Genomic DNA, 17,618 nt, shown 5'->3' on the forward strand with positions numbered 1-17,618 from the left:
GCCGGGCACGCGGGCGTACGGAACGGGGGTGCGCCGCGCGGGTCCTGGCGCCCGCGCGCGGTGTCAGGCCCGCTGGTGGCGCCGGGTCAGCCAGAGCACGCCGGCCGCACCGGCCAGCAGCACCGTGCCGCCGAGGGTGCCCAGCGCCACGGCGGAGTCCGCGGGTCCGGTCTGCGGCAGCCGGGCGCCGGAGGAGCCCCCGCCCGTGGCCGCACCGCCGCCCTGCGCGGCACCGCCGGAACCACCGGCACCCTGTGCGGAACCGCCGCTTCCCTTCACGTCCAGGGTCAGCGAGGGCTCGGGGTGGTTGCTCGGGGTGCAGGTGGTCGTGGTGCCCAGCGCCTTGATGGTGAGCGTGCCCGCCGTGAAGGTGACCTTGCCGCTGCCCTTGGGCGTGTACGTGCCGCTCAAGTCACTGATCTTGATGGGGGTGTTGGCCGGAATGGCCGTGTCGTTGGGCGGCCCGGCGACCGGCACCGTCCCGCTCTCCGCGCCGCCGAGAGTGATCAGCGCACTCGGCTTCATGGCGCCCTTGCCCAGCTCGACGGGGCTGGAGGAGACGCCCTTCCGGAAGGACATCACCAGCTTGTACCCCCCGCCGGAAGGGGTGCCCTTGATGTCGATGGGCGAGACCGCGCCCTTGTTCCCGATCGGCGTTTTGCACTGGTAGTTGACGTCGATGACCGCGGCGTGGGCGGCCGGGGCGGTGAGCATCACCGCGGTCCCCGCCGCGAGCGCCGCCGCCGCGGCGAGGCCGGCGGCCCGGCCCGGGCGCCTGCCGTGCTGTTCGTGGAAGCGGGCCACCTCGAGTTCCCCTTCTCCCGGTGAACGCACCGCCGGATGTTACTGACGGCACATCAGATTCGGCGCTCAAGGTACGCCGGGGACCCTGCCGAGGGAAGGCACAGGGCAGCCCCGATCGGCTACGGGCCCGTGGCGACGGGGAATTCCGGCCCCGCCGGGCGGCCACGGAGGGCCGAGGGAAGCACCGAACGGAGGGATCCCGCACACGACGAAGCGCGGGCCCGCAGGCCCGCGCTCAGCGCTTTTGTGGCGACACCGGCGTCTAGGACGGCGCGGCGAGCTCCGCCCAGACGGTCTTGCCCGTGCCATCGGCGTTGCGCACCACGCCCCAGTCCAGGCACAGCCGCTGCACGATGAACATGCCGTGCCCGCCGGGGCGGCCCGGACGGTGCGGGCTGCGCGGCGCCGGCGAGCCCGCACCGAGGTCGCTGACCTCCAGATGCAGCACTTTGGCGGTGCAGCGCAGCCGCAGCTCCTCGGGGCCTTCGGCATGCAGGCAGGCGTTGGTGACCAGTTCGGAGACGACGAGCAGCACGTCCTCGGCCGCGGCACGCTGATCGGCGCCGACGGCCGGCAGCCAGCCCCAGTCGTGCAGGGCCTGCCGGGCGAAGTCACGGCCGCGCGCCACGGCGCCCCGGGTGCCCGCCAGACGCAGCCGGCGGACCTGGCCCGCCGGAGTGGCGGGAGCCGGGGCGGCGGAAGCGCCGGCGCTGCCCGGCTCCGGGCCGAGATCGCCCGGCGGGTACGGCCGGGTGGTGCTCATCAGCGCTTCACCTCACCGATTCGCCTGTTCACGGAAAACAGATGCTGACTGATTCAACGGATTCAGATGTCTCCTGCCCGACCGGACCGTGAGAACACCCACTTCTTGGGTACGGAAGTTGTGACACGGACTACGTGCCCGGAATGCATGGTTCCGGACACCGCGTCACGTCAGTCGGTCAGAGCCGCGTCGAGGGAGTCATGCACCGTGAAGACCGCTTCCGCCCCGGTGATCTCGAAGACCCGGGCCACCACCGGCTGCATGCCGGCCAGATGGACCGCGCCCCCTTCGGCCTCCGCCTTCAGGCGCGCGCCGAGCAGCACGTTGAGTCCGGTGGAGTCCATGAACTCAAGGGGTGAGCAGTCCACCACCAAGCGTGCATACCCGTCGTCCACACACCCCTCCAGTGATTCACGCAACAGATCCGCGGTGTGGTGATCGAGCTCACCCGCGACCGTCACCACTGCGCTGGCGCCGTGATGGCGGATCTCGACATGAAGCCGGCCCCGGCTTGCACTGCCGACCGTCCCGCGGTCCATGCGTGCGCACCCCTCATTGCTGTCTAGACGACTGTTTGCTTACGACTGCGCTTGTCGAACCTTACGCCTTCCGGACGCGCGCCGGTAGCCGGAACAATCCGCATATTGCCCAATATACGGACACCACGCACTTGCCATCTTCACGTAAAGCCAGGTAGGCGTAGAAGCACACATCCAACACGGCCGGCTTTGGAGGCGCCGCACACCGCAGCTTCGTGTAGAGGCATCGGCAGCCATATGCCGAGAACGATGGAGGAGACCATGTCACCCCGGCTCGACGAATTGCGTACCGACGACCACCGGCAGCCCGCTTCGTCGACAACCCCGTCCGACCCGACCGGGCTTATCCCTTCCCAGCTGCTCCCTGCTGAATCAGAACTCGCAGAAGAGCCTGAGATCGACGGTCTGCCCGAGATCCCGCCGTTCGACGAGGTGGGCCCGGTGGACGCGAGGGCTCTGTCCAAGACCCTCTTCGAGCGGTTCGAAACGCTCGAGGAAGGCACCCACGAATTCGCCTACGTCCGGAACACGCTGGTCGAGCTCAATCTCGCCCTGGTGAAGTTCGCGGCCTCCCGGTTCCGTTCCCGCAGCGAGCCCATGGAGGACATCGTCCAGGTCGGCACGATCGGCCTGATCAAGGCGATCGACCGCTTCGAGCTGAGCCGCGGCGTCGAGTTCCCGACGTTCGCCATGCCGACCATCATCGGCGAGATCAAGCGTTTCTTCCGTGACACGAGCTGGTCGGTGCGCGTACCGCGCCGTCTGCAGGAGCTGCGGCTCGACCTCGCCAAGGCGGGCGACGAGCTGGCGCAGAAGCTGGATCGCGCGCCCACCGTGCAGGAGCTCGCCGAGCGCCTCGACATCAGCCGTGACGAGGTCGTCGAGGGCATGGCCGCGAGCAACGCGTACACCGCGAGCTCGCTGGACGCCCAGCCCGAGGAGGACGACAGCGAAGGCGCGCTGGCCGACCGCATCGGCTACGAGGACCACGGTCTCGAGGGCATCGAGTACGTGGAGTCCCTCAAGCCGCTGATCGCCGAACTCCCGCCGCGCGACCGGAAGATCCTCTCGCTGCGCTTCGTCGCCAACATGACGCAGTCCGAGATCGGCGAGGAGCTGGGCATCTCCCAGATGCACGTCTCCCGTCTGCTCTCGCGCACGCTGGGGAAGCTGCGCAAGGGCCTGATGATCGACGAGTGAGCCACCGCGGTCACCGCCGGTCGCCCACGACCGACGGCCGCCCGCGCGAAGGAGGGCCCGCCCCGGGGATGTTCGGGACGGGCCCTCCTTCGCGTCGCCGTGCGCCGGGCGGCCGGTGGCCGGGCGGCCGGTGGCCGTCAGACCAGGACGCCCTTGTGCCACACGGCCGACACCAGCGGGACGCCCGGCCGGTAGGCGAGGTGGACGTGCGAGGGCGCGTCCAGCAGCGCCAGGTCGGCGCGGGCGCCGGGGGCGATCCGGCCGATGTCCGTACGCCGCAGGGCACGCGCGCCGCCCGCGGTCGCCGCCCACACCGCCTCGTCGGGGGTCATCCCCATGTCGCGGACCGCGAGCGCGATGCAGAACGGCATCGAACTCGTGAAGGACGAGCCGGGATTGCAGTCCGTGGACAGCGCGACCGTGGCGCCCGCGTCGAGCAGCGGGCGGGCGTCGGGCCACGTGGCGCGGGTGGAGAACTCGGCGCCGGGGAGCAGGGTGGCGACCGTGTCGGACTGGGCGAGGGCGTCGATGTCGGCGGCGCTGAGGTGGGTGCAGTGGTCCGCGGAGGCCGCGCCGACCTCGACGGCGAGCTGGACGCCGGGGCCGTGACCGAGCTGGTTGGCGTGCACCCGCGGCACCAGTCCCTTGGCCTTGCCCGCGGTGAGGACGGCCCGGGCCTGGTCGCCGTCGAAGGCGCCCTTCTCGCAGAAGACGTCGACCCACCGGGCGTGCGGGGCGCAGGCGTCCAGCATCGGGCCGGTGACGAGGTCGACGTAGCCGGCCGGGTCGTCGGCGTAGTCGGGCGACACGATGTGGGCGCCGAGGAAGGTGACCTCGTCGGTGTGCGCGGCGGCGATGCGCAGGGCGCGGGCCTCGTCCTCGACGGTCAGGCCGTAGCCGGACTTGGTCTCCTGGGTGGTGGTGCCCTGGCGGAGCGCCTCGGCGAGGTAGCGGGCGACGTTGGCGTGCAGGGCCTCGTCGGAGGCGGCGCGGGTGGCGGCGACGGTGGTGCGGATGCCGCCGGCGGAGTAAGGACGGCCGGACATCCGGGCGTTGAACTCCGCGGTGCGGTCGCCGGCGAAGACCAGGTGGGAGTGGGAGTCGACGAAGCCGGGGACGGCGGCCCGGCCGGCGGCGTCGACGGCGTTGTCAGTGGCGGGTGCTTTGCTGGTGGAACCGACCCAGGCGATGCGGTCGCCGTCGATGACGACCGCCGCGTCCTGGATCAGACCGAGGGGGCCTTCACCGAGGGAGGGGTCGTTGGTGACCAGCTGGGAGATGTGGGTGAGGGCGGTGGTCGGCGTGGAGTTCGTCGTCATCGCGGGGGTGTTCTCCTTCAGCCGCGTACGGCGGCGATGGACTCTGCCAGGGCGGTGGGCACGTCGGCGAGAAGAGTGTGCACGCCGTCGCGGACGATCTGCCGCCCGCCGACGATGGTGTGTCGCACGTCCGCGGCGGAGGCGGCGAATACCGCCGTCTCGGCGCCCAGCCGGGGCAGTGGTCCGGCGGTGCGTACGGAGTCCAGTGCGATCGTCGTGAGGTCGGCGAGCGCGCCGGCGCGCAGTGCGCCGGCGTCCTGCCAGCCGAGGGCCGCGTGGCCGTCGGCGGTCGCGGCGCGCAGCAGGGCGGCGGCCGTCCAGTGCCCGCGCCTTCGGGTGCGCAGCCGTTCGTCCAGCTCCATGGCGCGGGCCTCTTCGAGCAGGTCGATGACGGCGTGGCTGTCGCTGCCGAGGGACAGCGTGCTGCCGCGGCCCTGGAGGCGGGCGGCCGGGCCGATGCCGTCGGCCAGGTCGCGTTCGGTGGTGGGGCACATGCACACGCCGGTGCCGGAGTCGCCGAGCAGCTCGACGTCCTCGCCGGTGAGGTGGGTGGCGTGCACGGCCGTGGTCCGCGGGCCCAGCACCCCGTGCTCGGACAGCAGTTGGGTGGGGGTGCGGCCGTGGGCCTCGTGGCAGGCGTCGTTCTCGGCGGTCTGCTCGGAGAGGTGGACGTGCAGGGGCGCCTGCCGCCCGGCGGCCCATTCGGCGACGGTGGCGAGCTGGGCGGCGGGCACGGCGCGTACGGAGTGGACGGCGGCGCCGATGCGGGCGTGGTCGTGGCCCTCCTTGAGGGCGTCGGCGCGCTGGGCCCAGCTCTCGGCGGTGCCGTCGGAGAAGCGCAGCTGGTGGTGGTTGGGCGGGGCCCCGAAGCCGGCCGAGAGGTAGGCGGTGTCGAGGAGGGTGATGCGGATACCGGCGTCGGCGGCGGCCGCGAGCAGCGCCTCGCCCATGGCGTTGGGGTCGCTGTAGCGGGTGCCGCCGGGCGCGTGGTGGAGGTAGTGGAATTCGCCGACGCAGGTGATGCCGGCCAGCGCCATCTCGGCGTAGACGGCGCGGGCGAGGGCGTAATAGGTGTCGGGGGTGAGCTTGTCGGCGACGCCGTACATCACCTCGCGCCAGGTCCAGAAGGTGCCGGTGCCGACCTGCACGGTGCCGCGCAGGGCGCGGTGGAAGGCGTGCGAGTGGGCGTTGGCCAGACCGGGCAGGGTCAGCCCGCGCAGCGTGGTGGCGCCGGGCGGCGGGGTGTCGACGCCGGTGCGGACGGCCGTGATCCGCCCGTCCGCGACGTCCACGGCCACGCCCGGCTCGACGTGCGTGTCGAGCCAGGCGTGTTCGAGCCAGTAGGTCGTCGGTGTGGCCTGCGTCGTCAGCGGCACGCCAGCCCCTCCAGTACGTCGGCGAGTGCGGTGACCCCGGCGGCGCAGTCGTCCTCCGCCGCCGCTTCGGCGGGTGAGTGCGACACCCCGGTGGGGTTGCGTACGAACAGCATGGCGGTGGGGACGGTCCCGGACAAAATACCGGCGTCGTGCCCGGCGCCGGTGCCCAGCACGGGCACGGCCCGCTCCCGCCCCTTGCCGAGGATCGCGCTCAGCTCGTCCCGCAGGGCGTGCTGGAACTCCACGACGGGCGTGAAGGATTCCCGGACGACGCTCAGGTCCACGCCGTCGCGGGCGGCGCGCTCGGCGGCCGCCTGCTCGATCCCGGTGATCACGGTGTCCAGGGTGTCCTGGTCGGCCGCCCGGGAGTCCAGCCAGCCGCGCACCAGCGAGGGGATGGCGTTGACCCCGTTCGGCTCCACGCTGATCTTCCCGAAGGTGGCCAGGGCGCCGGCCAGCCGGGCCTGTTCCCGCGCGGCGAGCACGGTCGCGGCGTAGCTGAGCATCGGGTCGCGGCGGTCCTCCAGTCGGGTGGTGCCGGCATGGTTGGCCTCGCCCCGGAAGTCGAACCGCCAGCGGCCGTGCGGCCAGATGGCGGAGGCGATGCCGACCGGGTCGCCGGACAGGTCCAGGGCGCGCCCCTGCTCGACGTGGAGTTCGACGAACGCGCCGATCCGGGCGAGTCGTTCGGGGTCCGGCCCGATGGCGTCGGGGTCGTATCCGGCGCGCTCCATGGCCTGCGGGAGGCCGATGCCGTCGCCGTCGCGCAGCCGGTGCGCGGCCTCGGTGGTCAGCGCGCCGGCGGCGAGCCGGGAGCCGACGCAGGCCAGGCCGAAACGGGCGCCTTCCTCGTCACCGAAGTTGACGATCGCCAGCGGCTTGTCGAACTCCGCTCCCCTCCGGCGGAGTTCGTCCAGCGCGGCGAAGGAGGAGACGACGCCCAGCGGGCCGTCGAAGGCGCCGCCGTCCGGCACGGAGTCCAGGTGGGAGCCGGTGACGACGGCGTCGCCGGGGGCCACCTCCTGGTAGCCGGTGGCGCCGAGCCAGGCCCACTGGTTGCCGTTGCGGTCCCGCTCGTAGGCGAGCCCGCGGGCCTCGGCCTGGGCCCGGAACCACGCGCGGCAGTCGGCGTCGGCCCCGGTCCAGGCGTAGCGGCGGTAGCCCCCCGAGGAGGAGTCGCGGCCCAGCGGCCGCAGCTCCTCCCACATCTCGTGGAACGAGGCGGTCACGCGCCCTCGCCTTCGCCCTCGCGCATCGGGATGCGGACCCCGCGCTCGGCGGCCACCTCGTCGGCGCGCTCGTAGCCCGCGTCGACGTGCCGGATGACGCCCATGCCGGGGTCGTTGGTGAGCACCCGGCGGATCTTCTCGCCGGCCAGCGGCGTGCCGTCGGCGACGGTGACCTGGCCGGCGTGGATCGAGCGGCCCATGCCGACGCCGCCGCCGTGGTGCAGCGAAACCCAGGAGGCGCCCGAGGCGACGTTGACCATGGCGTTGAGCAGCGGCCAGTCGGCGATCGCGTCCGAGCCGTCCTTCATGGCCTCGGTCTCGCGGTAGGGCGAGGCGACGGAGCCGCAGTCGAGGTGGTCACGGCCGATGGCCAGCGGGGCCTTGAGCGTGCCGTCGGCGACCATCTCGTTGAAGCGCTCACCGGCCTTGTCGCGCTCGCCGTAGCCGAGCCAGCAGATACGGGCGGGCAGGCCCTGGAAGTGGACGCGTTCACCGGCCAGCTTGATCCAGCGGGCCAGCGACTCGTTCTCCGGGAAGAGGTCCAGGATCGCCTTGTCGGTGGCGGCGATGTCCCGGGCGTCGCCGGACAGCGCGGCCCAGCGGAACGGCCCCTTGCCCTCGGCGAACAGCGGGCGGATGTAGGCGGGGACGAAGCCGGGGAAGGCGAAGGCCCGCTCGTATCCGGCGAGTTGCGCCTCGCCGCGGATCGAGTTGCCGTAGTCGAAGACCTCCGCGCCGGCGTCCATGAAGCCGACCATGGCCTCGACGTGCCGGGCCATCGACTCGCGGGCCCGCTGGGTGAAGTCGGCGGGCTTCGCGGCGGCGTAGGCGGCCATGTCGTCGAAGTCGATGCCGACCGGGAGGTAGGCCAGCGGGTCGTGGGCGCTGGTCTGGTCGGTGACGATGTCGATCGGCGCGCCCTCGGCGAGCATCTGCGGCAGCAGCTCGGCGGCGTTGCCGAGCAGGCCGATGGACAGCGGCTTGCGCCGGTCGCGGGCCTCGACGGCGAGTTCCAGGGCGTGCTTGAGGCTGTCCGCCCGCACATCCAGGTAGCGGTGCTCGATGCGGCGCTCGATGGCGCGCGGGTCGACGTCGATGCAGATCGCGACGCCGTCGTTCATCGTGACGGCGAGCGGCTGGGCGCCGCCCATGCCGCCGAGGCCGGCGGTGAGCGTGATCGTCCCGGCCAGCGTGCCGCCGAACTTCTTCGCCGCGACGGCCGCGAAGGTCTCGTACGTGCCCTGGAGGATGCCCTGGGTGCCGATGTAGATCCACGAACCGGCGGTCATCTGCCCGTACATGGTCAGGCCGAGGGCCTCCAGGCGGCGGAACTCCTCCCAGTTGGCCCAGTCGCCGACGAGGTTGGAGTTGGCGATGAGCACCCGCGGCGCCCACTCGTGGGTCTGCATCACGCCGACCGGCCGGCCGGACTGGACGAGCATCGTCTCGTCCTGCTTGAGCGTGGTGAGCGTGCGCACCATCGCGTCGAAGGAGCGCCAGTCACGCGCCGCCTTGCCCGTACCGCCGTAGACGACGAGCTGGTCCGGGTGTTCGGCCACCTCCGGATCGAGGTTGTTCTGCAGCATGCGCAGCGCGGCTTCCTGCTGCCATCCCCGAGCACTCAGCTCCGTACCGCGCGGTGCCCGCACGGGTCGCGGTCCCGACATGGGCCGTGCCTCCCTGACGTCGAATGGATTGAGCTATTCACATACTGATGTCGGTGAATAGCGTTAGTCAACAGGATCCGGGGGCGAGCCACGCCGCGGGGCACGGGAACCGGCCGACGTGCGGAGGTTTTTTTGACTTTCCCACTGGGAAAGTCTGTGCTAACTTTCCCAGTGGGAAAGTCAACGGGGTTCGCACGAACGCCTTGGGGAGGCGAGGGCCATGAGCACACCGGTGGATGCCGAACGCGCCTGGCAGGATCTGCAGCGCATCCGGGTACCGCAGGAGCGGGTCTACGACGAGGTCGAGAGAAGCGCCCGGAGCGACGCCGGGCCGACGTACATCACGGCCGCCGTGATGTGGGTGTTCCTCGCCGTCACGGGCCTGGATCTGCCCATGTGGGCGTTCTGGCTGGTACTGACCGCCTACGTCGCCGTGCTGAGCACCGTCGCGGTGCTCCACAACCGCAGAAGCCGGATCCGGCTGCACCGCTCGCGCCACAGCTGGCGGTCGCTCGCCACCTTCTTCGCGGGCATGGTGGTCACCCTCGTGACCATCCTGGCCTCCGGCTTCGTGGCCGACCGGCTGGCGCTGCCGTTCGCCAGCCTGATCCAGGCCACCGTCTCGACCGCCGCCTTCCTGCTCTTCGTCGGCCCGGCGAACCGCTGGGCGGTCAGCGCGCTGCGCAGCCGCGGGGCGCGCGTCGTCCCGGAAGGGATGGGCCGATGAGCACGCCGAGCGGCTTCGACGAACTGATCCACCCCTCCACCCGCCTGTCGGTGGTGGCCCTTCTCGCCGCCACGGAGTGGGCCGACTTCTCCTTCATCCGCGACAGCCTCTCGCTCAGCGACTCGGCGCTCTCCAAGCAGCTGCACACCCTGGGCGAGGCCGGATATCTGGAGATCCACAAGGAGGGTGCCGGCCGCAAGCGGCGCACCAAGGTCCGGCTGACCGGCCGCGGCCGCACCGCCTTCGAGGGACATGTGGCCGCGCTCCGGGCCATCGTCGAGGGCGCGGGACCGGCGGCGGACACCACTGCGGCGACGGAGTCCGCCGCTGCGGAGACCTCGACGACACAGGACCGGCAACAGCGCGCGGAGGCGGGCCGATGACCACGACCGAACACCCGATCACGGCCACGGCGGCGAGCACACCGGCGGCCCCGGGACCCGGCGCAGCCCGCGAGGGCGTCGTCCAGGTGCGGGACCTGCGGATGTCGTACGGCGACGCCACCGTCCTGCACGGCATCGACCTGGAGATCCACCGCGGCGAGATCTTCGCCCTGCTCGGCCCCAACGGCGCCGGGAAGACCACCACGGTCGAGATCCTGGAGGGCTTCCGGCAGCGTTCCGCCGGGGAGGTCCGCGTCCTGGGGACGGACCCGGCGCGCGGTGACGACGCCTGGCGCGGCCGGGTCGGCCTGGTGCTCCAGTACTGGCGCGATCACCGCCGCTGGCAGGTCGCCGAGCTGCTGACGCACTTCGCCACGTACTACCCGCACCCCCGCGACCCGTCCGAGCTGCTGGCCCTGGTCGGCCTCAGCAAGCAGGCCGGGCGGCAGGTCGGCCAGCTGTCCGGCGGGCAGCGCCGGCGCCTGGACGTGGCCCTGGCGATCGTCGGCCGCCCCGAGATCCTCTTCCTGGACGAGCCGACCACCGGCTTCGACCCCGAGGCCCGGCGCGACTTCCACGACCTGGTCGAGCGTCTCGCCCGCGACGAGGGCGTGACGATCCTGCTCACCACACACGATCTCGCCGAGGCCGAACGGCTGGCCGACCGGATAGCGATGCTGGTCAACGGCCGGATCCGGATCTGCGGCACCCCGGCGGAACTCGCCCGGCAGGCCGCTGCCCAGGCCGAGGTCCGCTGGACCGGTGCCGACGGCACGGCCCGTCAGGAGCGCACCGCCGACCCGTCCCGGCTGGTCTGGGAGCTGCACCAGGAGACGGGCGGACCGATCGCCGATCTGGAGGTCCGCCGCCCGACGCTGGAGGACACCTATCTGCACATGGTCCACCGGGACGACGGGACCGGGGCCGGAATCGGGGCCGACGCCCCGGAGGGGGAGGAACGAGCCGCATGAGGGGGACCGAGATGACACCCGCACCGGACGCGACGGCGACGACGGGCACTGCCACGGCCACCGCCACGGCCACGGCCACCGCGGAGGGGGGCGGCGCGAAAGGCAGGGCGCCGGGGAAGACCGCACCGCGCTCCCGCCGCCGTTCCTGGCGTTCGGGCCTCCTGCGCGGGCGGATCGAACTCCGCCATCTCCTGCGCAACCCCAAGGAGATGAGCGGCCATGTGATCAACGTCGTCGTGGCGCTGCTGCTCGCGAGCTATCTCCACGGCAAGGTGCCCGGCACCCACATCCCCATGGCCCATCTGACACTCGCGGGCTTCTCCGCCTATCTGCTGTTCCAGATCGGGCTGGTCAACCTCCCGCAGATCCTGGTGACCGAGCGCGAGGAGGGCACCCTGCTGCGGCTGCGGGCCACCCCCGGCGGCATACCGGCCTACCTCATCGCCAAGTCGCTGCTGGTGGTCGTGATGGCCTTCGGCACCCTGGCGCTGCTGCTGGGGGCCGCCGCCCTGCTGGTGGACGGGCCGCTGCCGCACGGGCCCGACGGCTGGCTGACGCTGCTGTGGGTCAGCGCGCTGGGACTGCTCGCCGTCGTACCACTGGGCGCGGCCATCGGCGCCGTGCTGCCGAACCCGCGTGAGGCGCTCGCGCTGATCATGCTGCCCACGATGGCGCTGCTGTTCACCTCGGGCGCGATGTTCCCGCTCGGCTCGCTTCCCTCCCTGGTCCAGAAGATCGCCTCGGTCTTCCCGCTCAAGTGGATGGCCCAGGGCCTGCGCTCGGCCCTCCTGCCGGACGCCGCCCGCGCCGCGGAAGCGGCCGGCTCCTGGGAGCTGCCGAAGGTGGCCCTGATACTCGGCGCCTGGGCCGTCGCCGGCTTCCTCCTCGCGATCCCGCTCCTTCGCCGCGCCGCCCGCCGAGAGTCGGGCTCCCGCCTCTCCGAACGCCACCGCAAGGCGGGCCTCAGCGGCGCCCAGGGGGCGTGAGGGGCGGCTGCGTGGGCCCGGGGTCTGCCGGCTCACGCCGCAGGGTGTGGTGTCGGGGCCGGGTGGCTCGGGGCGTGTGGGTCAGGGGCCGCGTGTTTCAGGGCCGGATGCACGGGGGCCAGGCGCTCCAGGAGCCTTGTGGTCCCGGGGCTGCGTGATCTTGCTGCCGTGATCTCGCTGCCGCGTGATCTTGAGGTCGTGACCTTGAGGCCGTGATCTTGATGTCGCTCGCGCGGTCCGGACGAGCGTCGGACAGCGCGGGCGGCACACGCGGCGCGCTGCGGGCAGCGCCGGCGGCGGGCGAGTGCGTCAGCGGGTCTGCGGGCGGACGGGCCATCGGGGGCGATGAACGTGCAGGTCAGCGAGCTGCTGAGCTGCTGAGCCAGCCAACTGTTACCGGCGGCGCCTGCCCCCGCCGACGGCCTTCCCCTCTGCCCGCGCCACCGACGACACCGGACAGGTCCTGGGACGACACCGGACACGCTCCGGACGGTCACCGGACAACCACGGGCCGGCCTCGGAACAGCCCACCGCACCGGCGCCGCACCCCGCACCCCGCACCCCGCACCCCGCACCCCGCACCCCGCACCAACCAGACAGCACCACCCGCACCGCACCGCACCGGCAGCCGCCCTGCACAGGCAGCACCGCGCCTGCGCTGACACCCCGCCGGCACCGCAGCGGCACCGCACAGGCGTCCGTCGGCTCCCCGTACCGGTTGGCGTGACACCCCCACCCAATGATGAAGTTGTCCCATGAACTTCACGGACCGAGACCGGGCCGTACGGGCCGCCGTCGCAGAGGGACTGGTGGGGGCCGGGGAGCCCGTTGCCGGGCTGCTCGATATTGCCGGGATCCGACGGTCGGCGGCCGAGTTGCGGGCCGCGTTCGAAGAGTTCACCGCCCCCGGCACCCCGGTGCTGCACGCCTTCGCGGTGAAGGCCGCCTCGCTCGTGCCGGTGCTGCGGGTGCTGGCGCAGGAGGGTCTCGGGTGTGAGGTGGCCAGCCCCGGGGAGCTGGCGCTGGCCCGTGCCGCCGGTGTGCCCGTGGCGCGGACGGTGCTGGACTCGCCGGCCAAGACCCGGGCCGAACTGCGGGAGGCGCTGGCCCTCGGGATCGCCGTCAACGCGGACAACCCCGAGGAACTGGCCCGTATCGACGCCCTGATGGCCTCCGCGCCGAGCGGTGCCCCCCTCGGCCTGCGGGTCAACCCCCAGATCGGCGGCGGCAGCATCGGGGCGATGAGCACCGCCACCGACACCTCCAAGTTCGGTGTCGGGCTGCGGGACGAGGGCGCCCGCGAGTGGGTCGTGCGCGCCTTCCTCGACCGGCCGTGGCTGACCCGGTTGCACGCCCATGTCGGTTCCCAGGGCATGCCGATGGAGCTGATGACCGCGGGCGTGCGGGCCCTGTACGTCCTCGCCGAGGAGATCAACGAGCGGGCCGGCCGGCGTCAGGTCGACACCCTCGACATCGGCGGCGGCCTGCCGGTGAACTTCTCCTCGGACGACGTCACCCCGAGCTACCGCGAGTACGTCGCGCAGCTCCACGCCACCGTGCCCGGGCTGTTGTCCGGACGCTACGGGCTGGTCACCGAGTTCGGCCGCTCGCTGCTGGCCAAGCACGGTACGGTCCTCGCCCGCGTCGAGTACGCGAAGTCGGCGGGCGGCCGGCCGATCGCGGTCACCCACGCCGGTGCCCAGGTCGCCACCCGTACGGTCTTCGTCCCCGAGTCCTGGCCAATCCGGGTCGCGGCCTATGACGCCGAGGGCCGGCCCAAGACGGGTGCTCCGGTGGCGCAGGATGTCGCGGGACCGTGCTGCTTCGCGGGTGATCTGGTCGCCGAGAACCGTCCGCTGCCGCTCCTGGAGTCCGGCGATCATGCCGCCCTGCTGGACACCGGCGCGTACTACTTCTCCACCCACTTCGCCTACAACTCCCTCCCCCGCCCCGGGGTTTACGGCTACGCGGTGGACTCGGACGGTACCGTCCGCTTCGCCACCGTCCGCACCCCGCAGACGCTGGAGGACCTCACCGCGGAGAGCGGCGGCGCCCACGCGGAGTCACTGCACGACCTGGGCCGGTAGCACCCCCCAACCCGGAAGGCCACGAGGCGAAGAGGCCCCACGGCCCTCGCCCCCGAGCCCCGAGCCCCGAGCCCCCGACAACAGCCACCCCTCACCGACCGCCCCGCGCCCCGGCCGAGGCCCTCGCCCCGGCCGAGGCCCGTGCCCCACCCGTCCGCGCCCCACCCGTCCGCGCCCCGCCCGGTCCGGCGTCGCCGGCCGCCGTGCCCGTCAGCAGGTACGCGCGGACCTCCTTGCCCGCGGCGCCGCCGCGGCGGACGGATTCGGTCCGGACCCACAGCAGCGCCTCGTGCCGCCGCTCCCAGCGGCCCAGCCACCGCGCCTTGCCCCACAGGCCGAGCGCGGCCCCGGCCATCAGCAGCCCGCCGGCCGCCGGCACCGCGCACGACGAACCGACCGCCGCCAGGAAGGCGAGCAGCAGCCACCAGCGGTGGGCCCGACGCCGGCCGCGGAGGGTGACCGCGCGGTCCTGGAGGACGACGGCCTTCCCGGCGCGCGAGGCGGCGCGGGCCAGCGCCGCGTACCGTCCGCGCCGGGCCGTGCACGTCACCAGCGCCGCGCCCACGCCCAGTACGGCCCCCACAGCGAGCCCGGGCGTCCGGCCGGTCAGCCCCGGTACCAGCGCGCCGATGCCCGCGGCCAGCAGTCCCGGCCACCACAGCCAGCCGGCCGGCGCCCGTACCAGCACCGCCACCCGGACCAGCCCGTATGCCCCGCGTCCCACGACAGACCTCCTCGCCCCGAGACCGCTGTGCCCCGTTCTGTCCGCACAGCCGTACGGCGGCGGATCGTAGTCGGCCGGGATGAGGATTCCCTGAGACAGCGCGTCCCCGGCTCCCGGGGCCCGCCGCCGCTCACTCGACGAACAGCCCGCGTTCCGCCGCCCTCGCGTCGAATTCCTCCAGCCGGGCCTGGGCGTCCGGGAGGGCGTCGCACATCGCCTCCAGCAGCACCCGGCCCAGCAGCATCGGGGCGCAGGCCGTGTCGAAGGACAGTCCGGTGCCGACGGGGGCGGGCAGCAGCAGGTCGGTGTGGTGGGCGACGGGGGCGAAGGCGCTGTCGGCGACGGTGACGACCTGCAGCCCGGCGGCGCGGGCGTACTCCAGCGCCGCGACGACCTCGCGCGGGTGGCGGGGCAGGGCGAAGCAGAGCAGCGCGCTCGCACCGGCGCGCACGGCGGCGTCGATGCGGTCGGCGAGCAGGGTGCCGCCCTCGTCCAGGAGCCGGACGTCGGGGTGGACCTTGCGGGCGAAGTAGGTGAAGCCCGCGGCCTGGGCGGTGGCGGCGCGCAGCCCGAGGACGAGCAGCGGGCGGGAGGCGGCGAACAGCCGGCCCGCCTCGGCCACCGGCCCGGGGTCGGTGAGGGCGGCGGCGAGCTGCCGGAGGTTGTCGATCTCCGCCTGGACGGCCTGCTGGTACTCGTTGGCGCTGCCGGCCTCGGTGGCTCCCCCGGCGGGGGCCACCTCGCGCAGATGACGGCGCAGCGCCGGGTAGCCGTCGAAGCCCAGGGCGACCGCGAAGCGGGTGACGGACGGCTGGCTGACGCCGGCGAGTTCGGCCAGTTCGACGCTGGAGAGGAAGGGGGCGTCGGCGGCCCGGCGCACCATGCAGTGGGCGATCCGGCGCTGGGTGGGCGTCAGCCGGTGCCCCTCGAAGAGCTTCTGGAGGCGGGCGGCGGTCCCGGTGCCCGCACCGGCCGCGCCCGCCGCGCCTCCCGCCGTGGCCCGCGCCCCGCCGGCGCCCTCCGCCGCCGCGGCCCCGTCCGTCGCCCCGTCGCCGGCCGCGCCGCCGACGCCGCCGTTGTCCCCGTCCCCGCTCATCGCCTCTGCTTCCCGGCCCGGTCGGGGCCTTGTCCTGTGTCGACCGACTGTACGGAATTCCCGGCCCGCTCCGGTCCGGGACAGGCGTCGGGATCCGGCCGTACCCGCGGCCCCGGCCCCGAGGGCACCCGGCGGGCCACCGGCGGCCCGCCGCCCGCCGGGTCGCTCACAGCTCCGCCAGTTCGTCCAGCAGCCCCGCCGCCACGGCCACATCATCGGTCAGCGGACGGTCCTCCATCCGCGGGTCGAGGGCCGCGGACGCGCGCCGGAAGGCGGTGGCGAGGGGGAGGTCCGGTTCGGGCTCCAGGGAGCGCATCCGCAGGGCCCGTACGGCGGCGACGAGTTCGCAGGCGAGGATCTGGCGGTAGTAGGTGCGGGCGCGCAGGGTCTGGCGGGCGCCCAGGGAGGCGAAGCTGGCCTGTTCCTCGACGCCTCGGGAGAGGACGGCGTGGCCGAGCGAGGCCGGGTGGGAGACCGCGCGCATCTCGCCGAGCGCCGCGCCGGCCGCGTATTCGAGGATCATCACGCCGGAGCTGGCCGGCGCCGTGTCGCCCAGGAACGGCCGCAGCCGGGTGAAGTCGGGCTCGGAGAGCGCGGCGAGCCGGGCGGTGGAGAGCCGGGCGGTCTGCAGCACCGCCAGCCGGAAGGTGTCCAGGGCGAGGCCGGTGTGGGCGGCGTAGAAGTTGCCGTGGTGGTAGGCGGCCTGGTCCTCGATGCTGATCAGCGGGTTTTCGGCGGCGGCGTTGACCTCGACGGTCAGCACGGCGTCGAGGGTGTCGGCGGCGTCGAGTGCGGGCCCGTGGATCTGCGGGAGGCAGCGGAAGCCGTAGGGGTCCTGGATGCGGCCGAGCGGCGGCGCGGGGCGGGGCGGGATGCCGGAGAGGGCCCGCAGCCGGGTGGCGGCGGCCGCGGAGCCGGGGTGCGGGCGGGCGCGCAGCACCGGCTCGGCGAAGGGTTCGTAGGAGCCGCCGACCGCGAGCAGGGAGAGCGCGGCAACGGGGAGGGAGGCGGCGAGCAGCCGCCGCAGTTCGTCGAGGGCGAGCGCGGACTGGCCGAGGGTGAGGGCGTTGCTGCTGATCAGGGCGAGGGCGTCGTTGTTGTCGAGGGCGACGGGGGCGGGGGCGCGGGCGCCGGGGGTGCAGTGCCAGGGGTGTTCGCCGGCCAGCGCGAGGCCGGTCTGGGCGAGCGCGGCCAGATCGCCGGTGCCGACCGCGCCGTGTTCGTGGACGACCGGGTGGGCCCCGGTGTCCAGGGCGGTGAGCAGCGCGGTGATGACGGCGGGGTGCAGGCCGGCGCCGCCCGCCAGCAGCTGGTTGGCGCGCACGGCGAGCATGGCGCGGACCTCCCGGGCGGGCAGCGGGTCGCCGATGGCGCCGGCGTGGCTGCGCAGCAGCCGCAATCCGTGGTCGGCACCGGCGGCGCCGGCGGCCCCGACGTCCTCCGTGCGGTTGGCGCCGACGCCGGTGCTGCGCCCGTAGACGCGGCCGGTGGCGGCGAGGCGGCGGGCGGTTTCCCAGGACTCCGCGGCGCGGGCGTACGCCTTGGGGTCGGGCTCGGCGGGGTGGGCGGTGCGCTCCGCGAGGGCGGCGATGTCGGCCGTGCGCAGGGCGGTGCCGTCGAGCGTGATGCGCCGGGCGGCCCGTCGGTCGGTGTCCAGCATGTGAGAAACCAAGGGGCTCAACTCCCTCTTATAGCGCCATTTGTAGACGTAAGTCCGACACCACGTTCCGTACGGTGAGGCGACGTA

General features: G+C 73.5%; 16 protein-coding genes. 6 read left to right on the plus strand and 10 right to left on the minus strand.

Annotation, left to right across the window (positions count from 1 at the left end; translation table 11 throughout):
• Positions 1-63 precede the first annotated feature (63 nt).
• The 3 genes from ACQP17_RS14160 to ACQP17_RS14170 form a co-directional block, all read right to left on the minus strand.
• Positions 64-804 carry an LPXTG cell wall anchor domain-containing protein gene (locus tag ACQP17_RS14160; protein ID WP_433859907.1) on the minus strand — a complete coding sequence of 247 codons (741 nt, stop codon included), beginning with the start codon at positions 802-804 and terminating at the stop codon, positions 64-66.
• Between the two features lie 262 nt (positions 805-1,066).
• Positions 1,067-1,567, minus strand: coding sequence for an ATP-binding protein (locus ACQP17_RS14165; RefSeq protein WP_189102558.1), 501 nt, complete (start codon positions 1,565-1,567; stop codon positions 1,067-1,069).
• Between the two features lie 170 nt (positions 1,568-1,737).
• The gene (locus ACQP17_RS14170; protein WP_006605202.1) at positions 1,738-2,106 is read right to left on the minus strand and encodes an STAS domain-containing protein; all 369 of its coding nucleotides are present in this window, start codon (positions 2,104-2,106) and stop codon (positions 1,738-1,740) included.
• Between the two features lie 261 nt (positions 2,107-2,367).
• Here ACQP17_RS14170 and ACQP17_RS14175 point away from each other — a divergent pair, with 261 nt between their 5' ends.
• On the plus strand, positions 2,368-3,306 hold the full coding sequence (locus tag ACQP17_RS14175; RefSeq protein WP_433856601.1) for an RNA polymerase sigma factor SigF: 939 nt from the start codon (positions 2,368-2,370) through the stop codon (positions 3,304-3,306).
• A 137-nt stretch (positions 3,307-3,443) separates the two neighbouring features.
• Here ACQP17_RS14175 and hutI read toward each other — a convergent pair whose 3' ends face one another.
• Genes hutI through hutU form a run of 4 tightly spaced genes read right to left on the minus strand, consistent with a single transcriptional unit; the run spans position 3,444 to position 8,897 of the window.
• Positions 3,444-4,625, minus strand: a complete 1,182-nt coding sequence (gene hutI, locus ACQP17_RS14180) for an imidazolonepropionase (protein ID WP_433856602.1) — start codon at positions 4,623-4,625, stop codon at positions 3,444-3,446.
• 17 nt (positions 4,626-4,642) lie between these two features.
• A complete protein-coding gene (locus ACQP17_RS14185) occupies positions 4,643-6,001 on the minus strand; it encodes a formimidoylglutamate deiminase (RefSeq protein WP_433856603.1) in 1,359 nt (452 codons plus the stop codon).
• Positions 5,992-7,230: an allantoate amidohydrolase gene (locus tag ACQP17_RS14190; RefSeq protein WP_433856604.1), complete on the minus strand. Its 1,239-nt coding sequence runs from the start codon at positions 7,228-7,230 to the stop codon at positions 5,992-5,994. Before ACQP17_RS14190 ends, ACQP17_RS14185 begins: the two co-directional genes overlap by 10 nt.
• A complete protein-coding gene (gene hutU / locus ACQP17_RS14195; RefSeq protein ID WP_285506257.1) occupies positions 7,227-8,897 on the minus strand; it encodes a urocanate hydratase in 1,671 nt (556 codons plus the stop codon). Before hutU ends, ACQP17_RS14190 begins: the two co-directional genes overlap by 4 nt.
• A gap of 220 nt (positions 8,898-9,117) precedes the next feature.
• On the opposite strand from hutU, the gene ACQP17_RS14200 reads away from it, so the two are divergent.
• The 5 genes from ACQP17_RS14200 (at position 9,118) to ACQP17_RS14220 (ending at position 14,051) form a co-directional block, all read left to right on the plus strand.
• A complete protein-coding gene (locus tag ACQP17_RS14200; protein ID WP_433856605.1) occupies positions 9,118-9,624 on the plus strand; it encodes a hypothetical protein in 507 nt (168 codons plus the stop codon).
• Complete coding sequence (locus tag ACQP17_RS14205) at positions 9,621-10,007, plus strand: transcriptional regulator (protein WP_433856606.1); 387 nt, start codon at positions 9,621-9,623, stop codon at positions 10,005-10,007. The genes ACQP17_RS14200 and ACQP17_RS14205 overlap by 4 nt, the downstream gene beginning before the upstream one ends.
• Positions 10,004-10,978: an ABC transporter ATP-binding protein gene (locus tag ACQP17_RS14210; RefSeq protein WP_433856607.1), complete on the plus strand. Its 975-nt coding sequence runs from the start codon at positions 10,004-10,006 to the stop codon at positions 10,976-10,978. Before ACQP17_RS14205 ends, ACQP17_RS14210 begins: the two co-directional genes overlap by 4 nt.
• Complete coding sequence (locus tag ACQP17_RS14215; RefSeq protein ID WP_433856608.1) at positions 10,975-11,964, plus strand: ABC transporter permease; 990 nt, start codon at positions 10,975-10,977, stop codon at positions 11,962-11,964. The genes ACQP17_RS14210 and ACQP17_RS14215 overlap by 4 nt, the downstream gene beginning before the upstream one ends.
• 755 nt (positions 11,965-12,719) lie before the next feature.
• The gene (locus ACQP17_RS14220; RefSeq protein ID WP_433856609.1) at positions 12,720-14,051 is read left to right on the plus strand and encodes a diaminopimelate decarboxylase; all 1,332 of its coding nucleotides are present in this window, start codon (positions 12,720-12,722) and stop codon (positions 14,049-14,051) included.
• Between the two features lie 91 nt (positions 14,052-14,142).
• Here ACQP17_RS14220 and ACQP17_RS14225 read toward each other — a convergent pair whose 3' ends face one another.
• From ACQP17_RS14225 to ACQP17_RS14235, 3 genes are all read right to left on the minus strand, one after another.
• Positions 14,143-14,775, minus strand: coding sequence for a hypothetical protein (locus tag ACQP17_RS14225; protein WP_433856610.1), 633 nt, complete (start codon positions 14,773-14,775; stop codon positions 14,143-14,145).
• A 130-nt stretch (positions 14,776-14,905) separates the two neighbouring features.
• Positions 14,906-15,871, minus strand: a complete 966-nt coding sequence (locus tag ACQP17_RS14230; protein ID WP_433856611.1) for a MurR/RpiR family transcriptional regulator — start codon at positions 15,869-15,871, stop codon at positions 14,906-14,908.
• A 166-nt stretch (positions 15,872-16,037) separates the two neighbouring features.
• Complete coding sequence (locus ACQP17_RS14235) at positions 16,038-17,531, minus strand: aromatic amino acid ammonia-lyase (RefSeq protein ID WP_433856612.1); 1,494 nt, start codon at positions 17,529-17,531, stop codon at positions 16,038-16,040.
• Between the last annotated feature and the right edge of the window lie 87 nt (positions 17,532-17,618).

This window comes from Streptomyces kronopolitis, assembly GCF_050953795.1.
Lineage (GTDB): Bacteria > Actinomycetota > Actinomycetes > Streptomycetales > Streptomycetaceae > Streptomyces > Streptomyces kronopolitis_A.

Bases quoted from the DNA above. Each gene is read 5' to 3' on its own strand.
- ACQP17_RS14165 (WP_189102558.1), bottom strand. From the start codon at position 1,567: ATGAGCACCACCCGGCCGTACCCGCCGGGCGATCTCGGCCCGGAGCCG.
- hutI (WP_433856602.1), bottom strand. From the start codon at position 4,625: ATGACGACGAACTCCACGCCGACCACCGCCCTCACCCACATCTCCCAG.
- ACQP17_RS14175 (WP_433856601.1), top strand. From the start codon at position 2,368: ATGTCACCCCGGCTCGACGAATTGCGTACCGACGACCACCGGCAGCCC.
- ACQP17_RS14230 (WP_433856611.1), bottom strand. From the start codon at position 15,871: ATGAGCGGGGACGGGGACAACGGCGGCGTCGGCGGCGCGGCCGGCGAC.
- ACQP17_RS14215 (WP_433856608.1), top strand. From the start codon at position 10,975: ATGAGGGGGACCGAGATGACACCCGCACCGGACGCGACGGCGACGACG.
- ACQP17_RS14235 (WP_433856612.1), bottom strand. From the start codon at position 17,531: ATGCTGGACACCGACCGACGGGCCGCCCGGCGCATCACGCTCGACGGC.
- hutU (WP_285506257.1), bottom strand. From the start codon at position 8,897: ATGTCGGGACCGCGACCCGTGCGGGCACCGCGCGGTACGGAGCTGAGT.
- ACQP17_RS14210 (WP_433856607.1), top strand. From the start codon at position 10,004: ATGACCACGACCGAACACCCGATCACGGCCACGGCGGCGAGCACACCG.
- ACQP17_RS14205 (WP_433856606.1), top strand. From the start codon at position 9,621: ATGAGCACGCCGAGCGGCTTCGACGAACTGATCCACCCCTCCACCCGC.
- ACQP17_RS14220 (WP_433856609.1), top strand. From the start codon at position 12,720: ATGAACTTCACGGACCGAGACCGGGCCGTACGGGCCGCCGTCGCAGAG.
- ACQP17_RS14200 (WP_433856605.1), top strand. From the start codon at position 9,118: ATGAGCACACCGGTGGATGCCGAACGCGCCTGGCAGGATCTGCAGCGC.
- ACQP17_RS14170 (WP_006605202.1), bottom strand. From the start codon at position 2,106: ATGGACCGCGGGACGGTCGGCAGTGCAAGCCGGGGCCGGCTTCATGTC.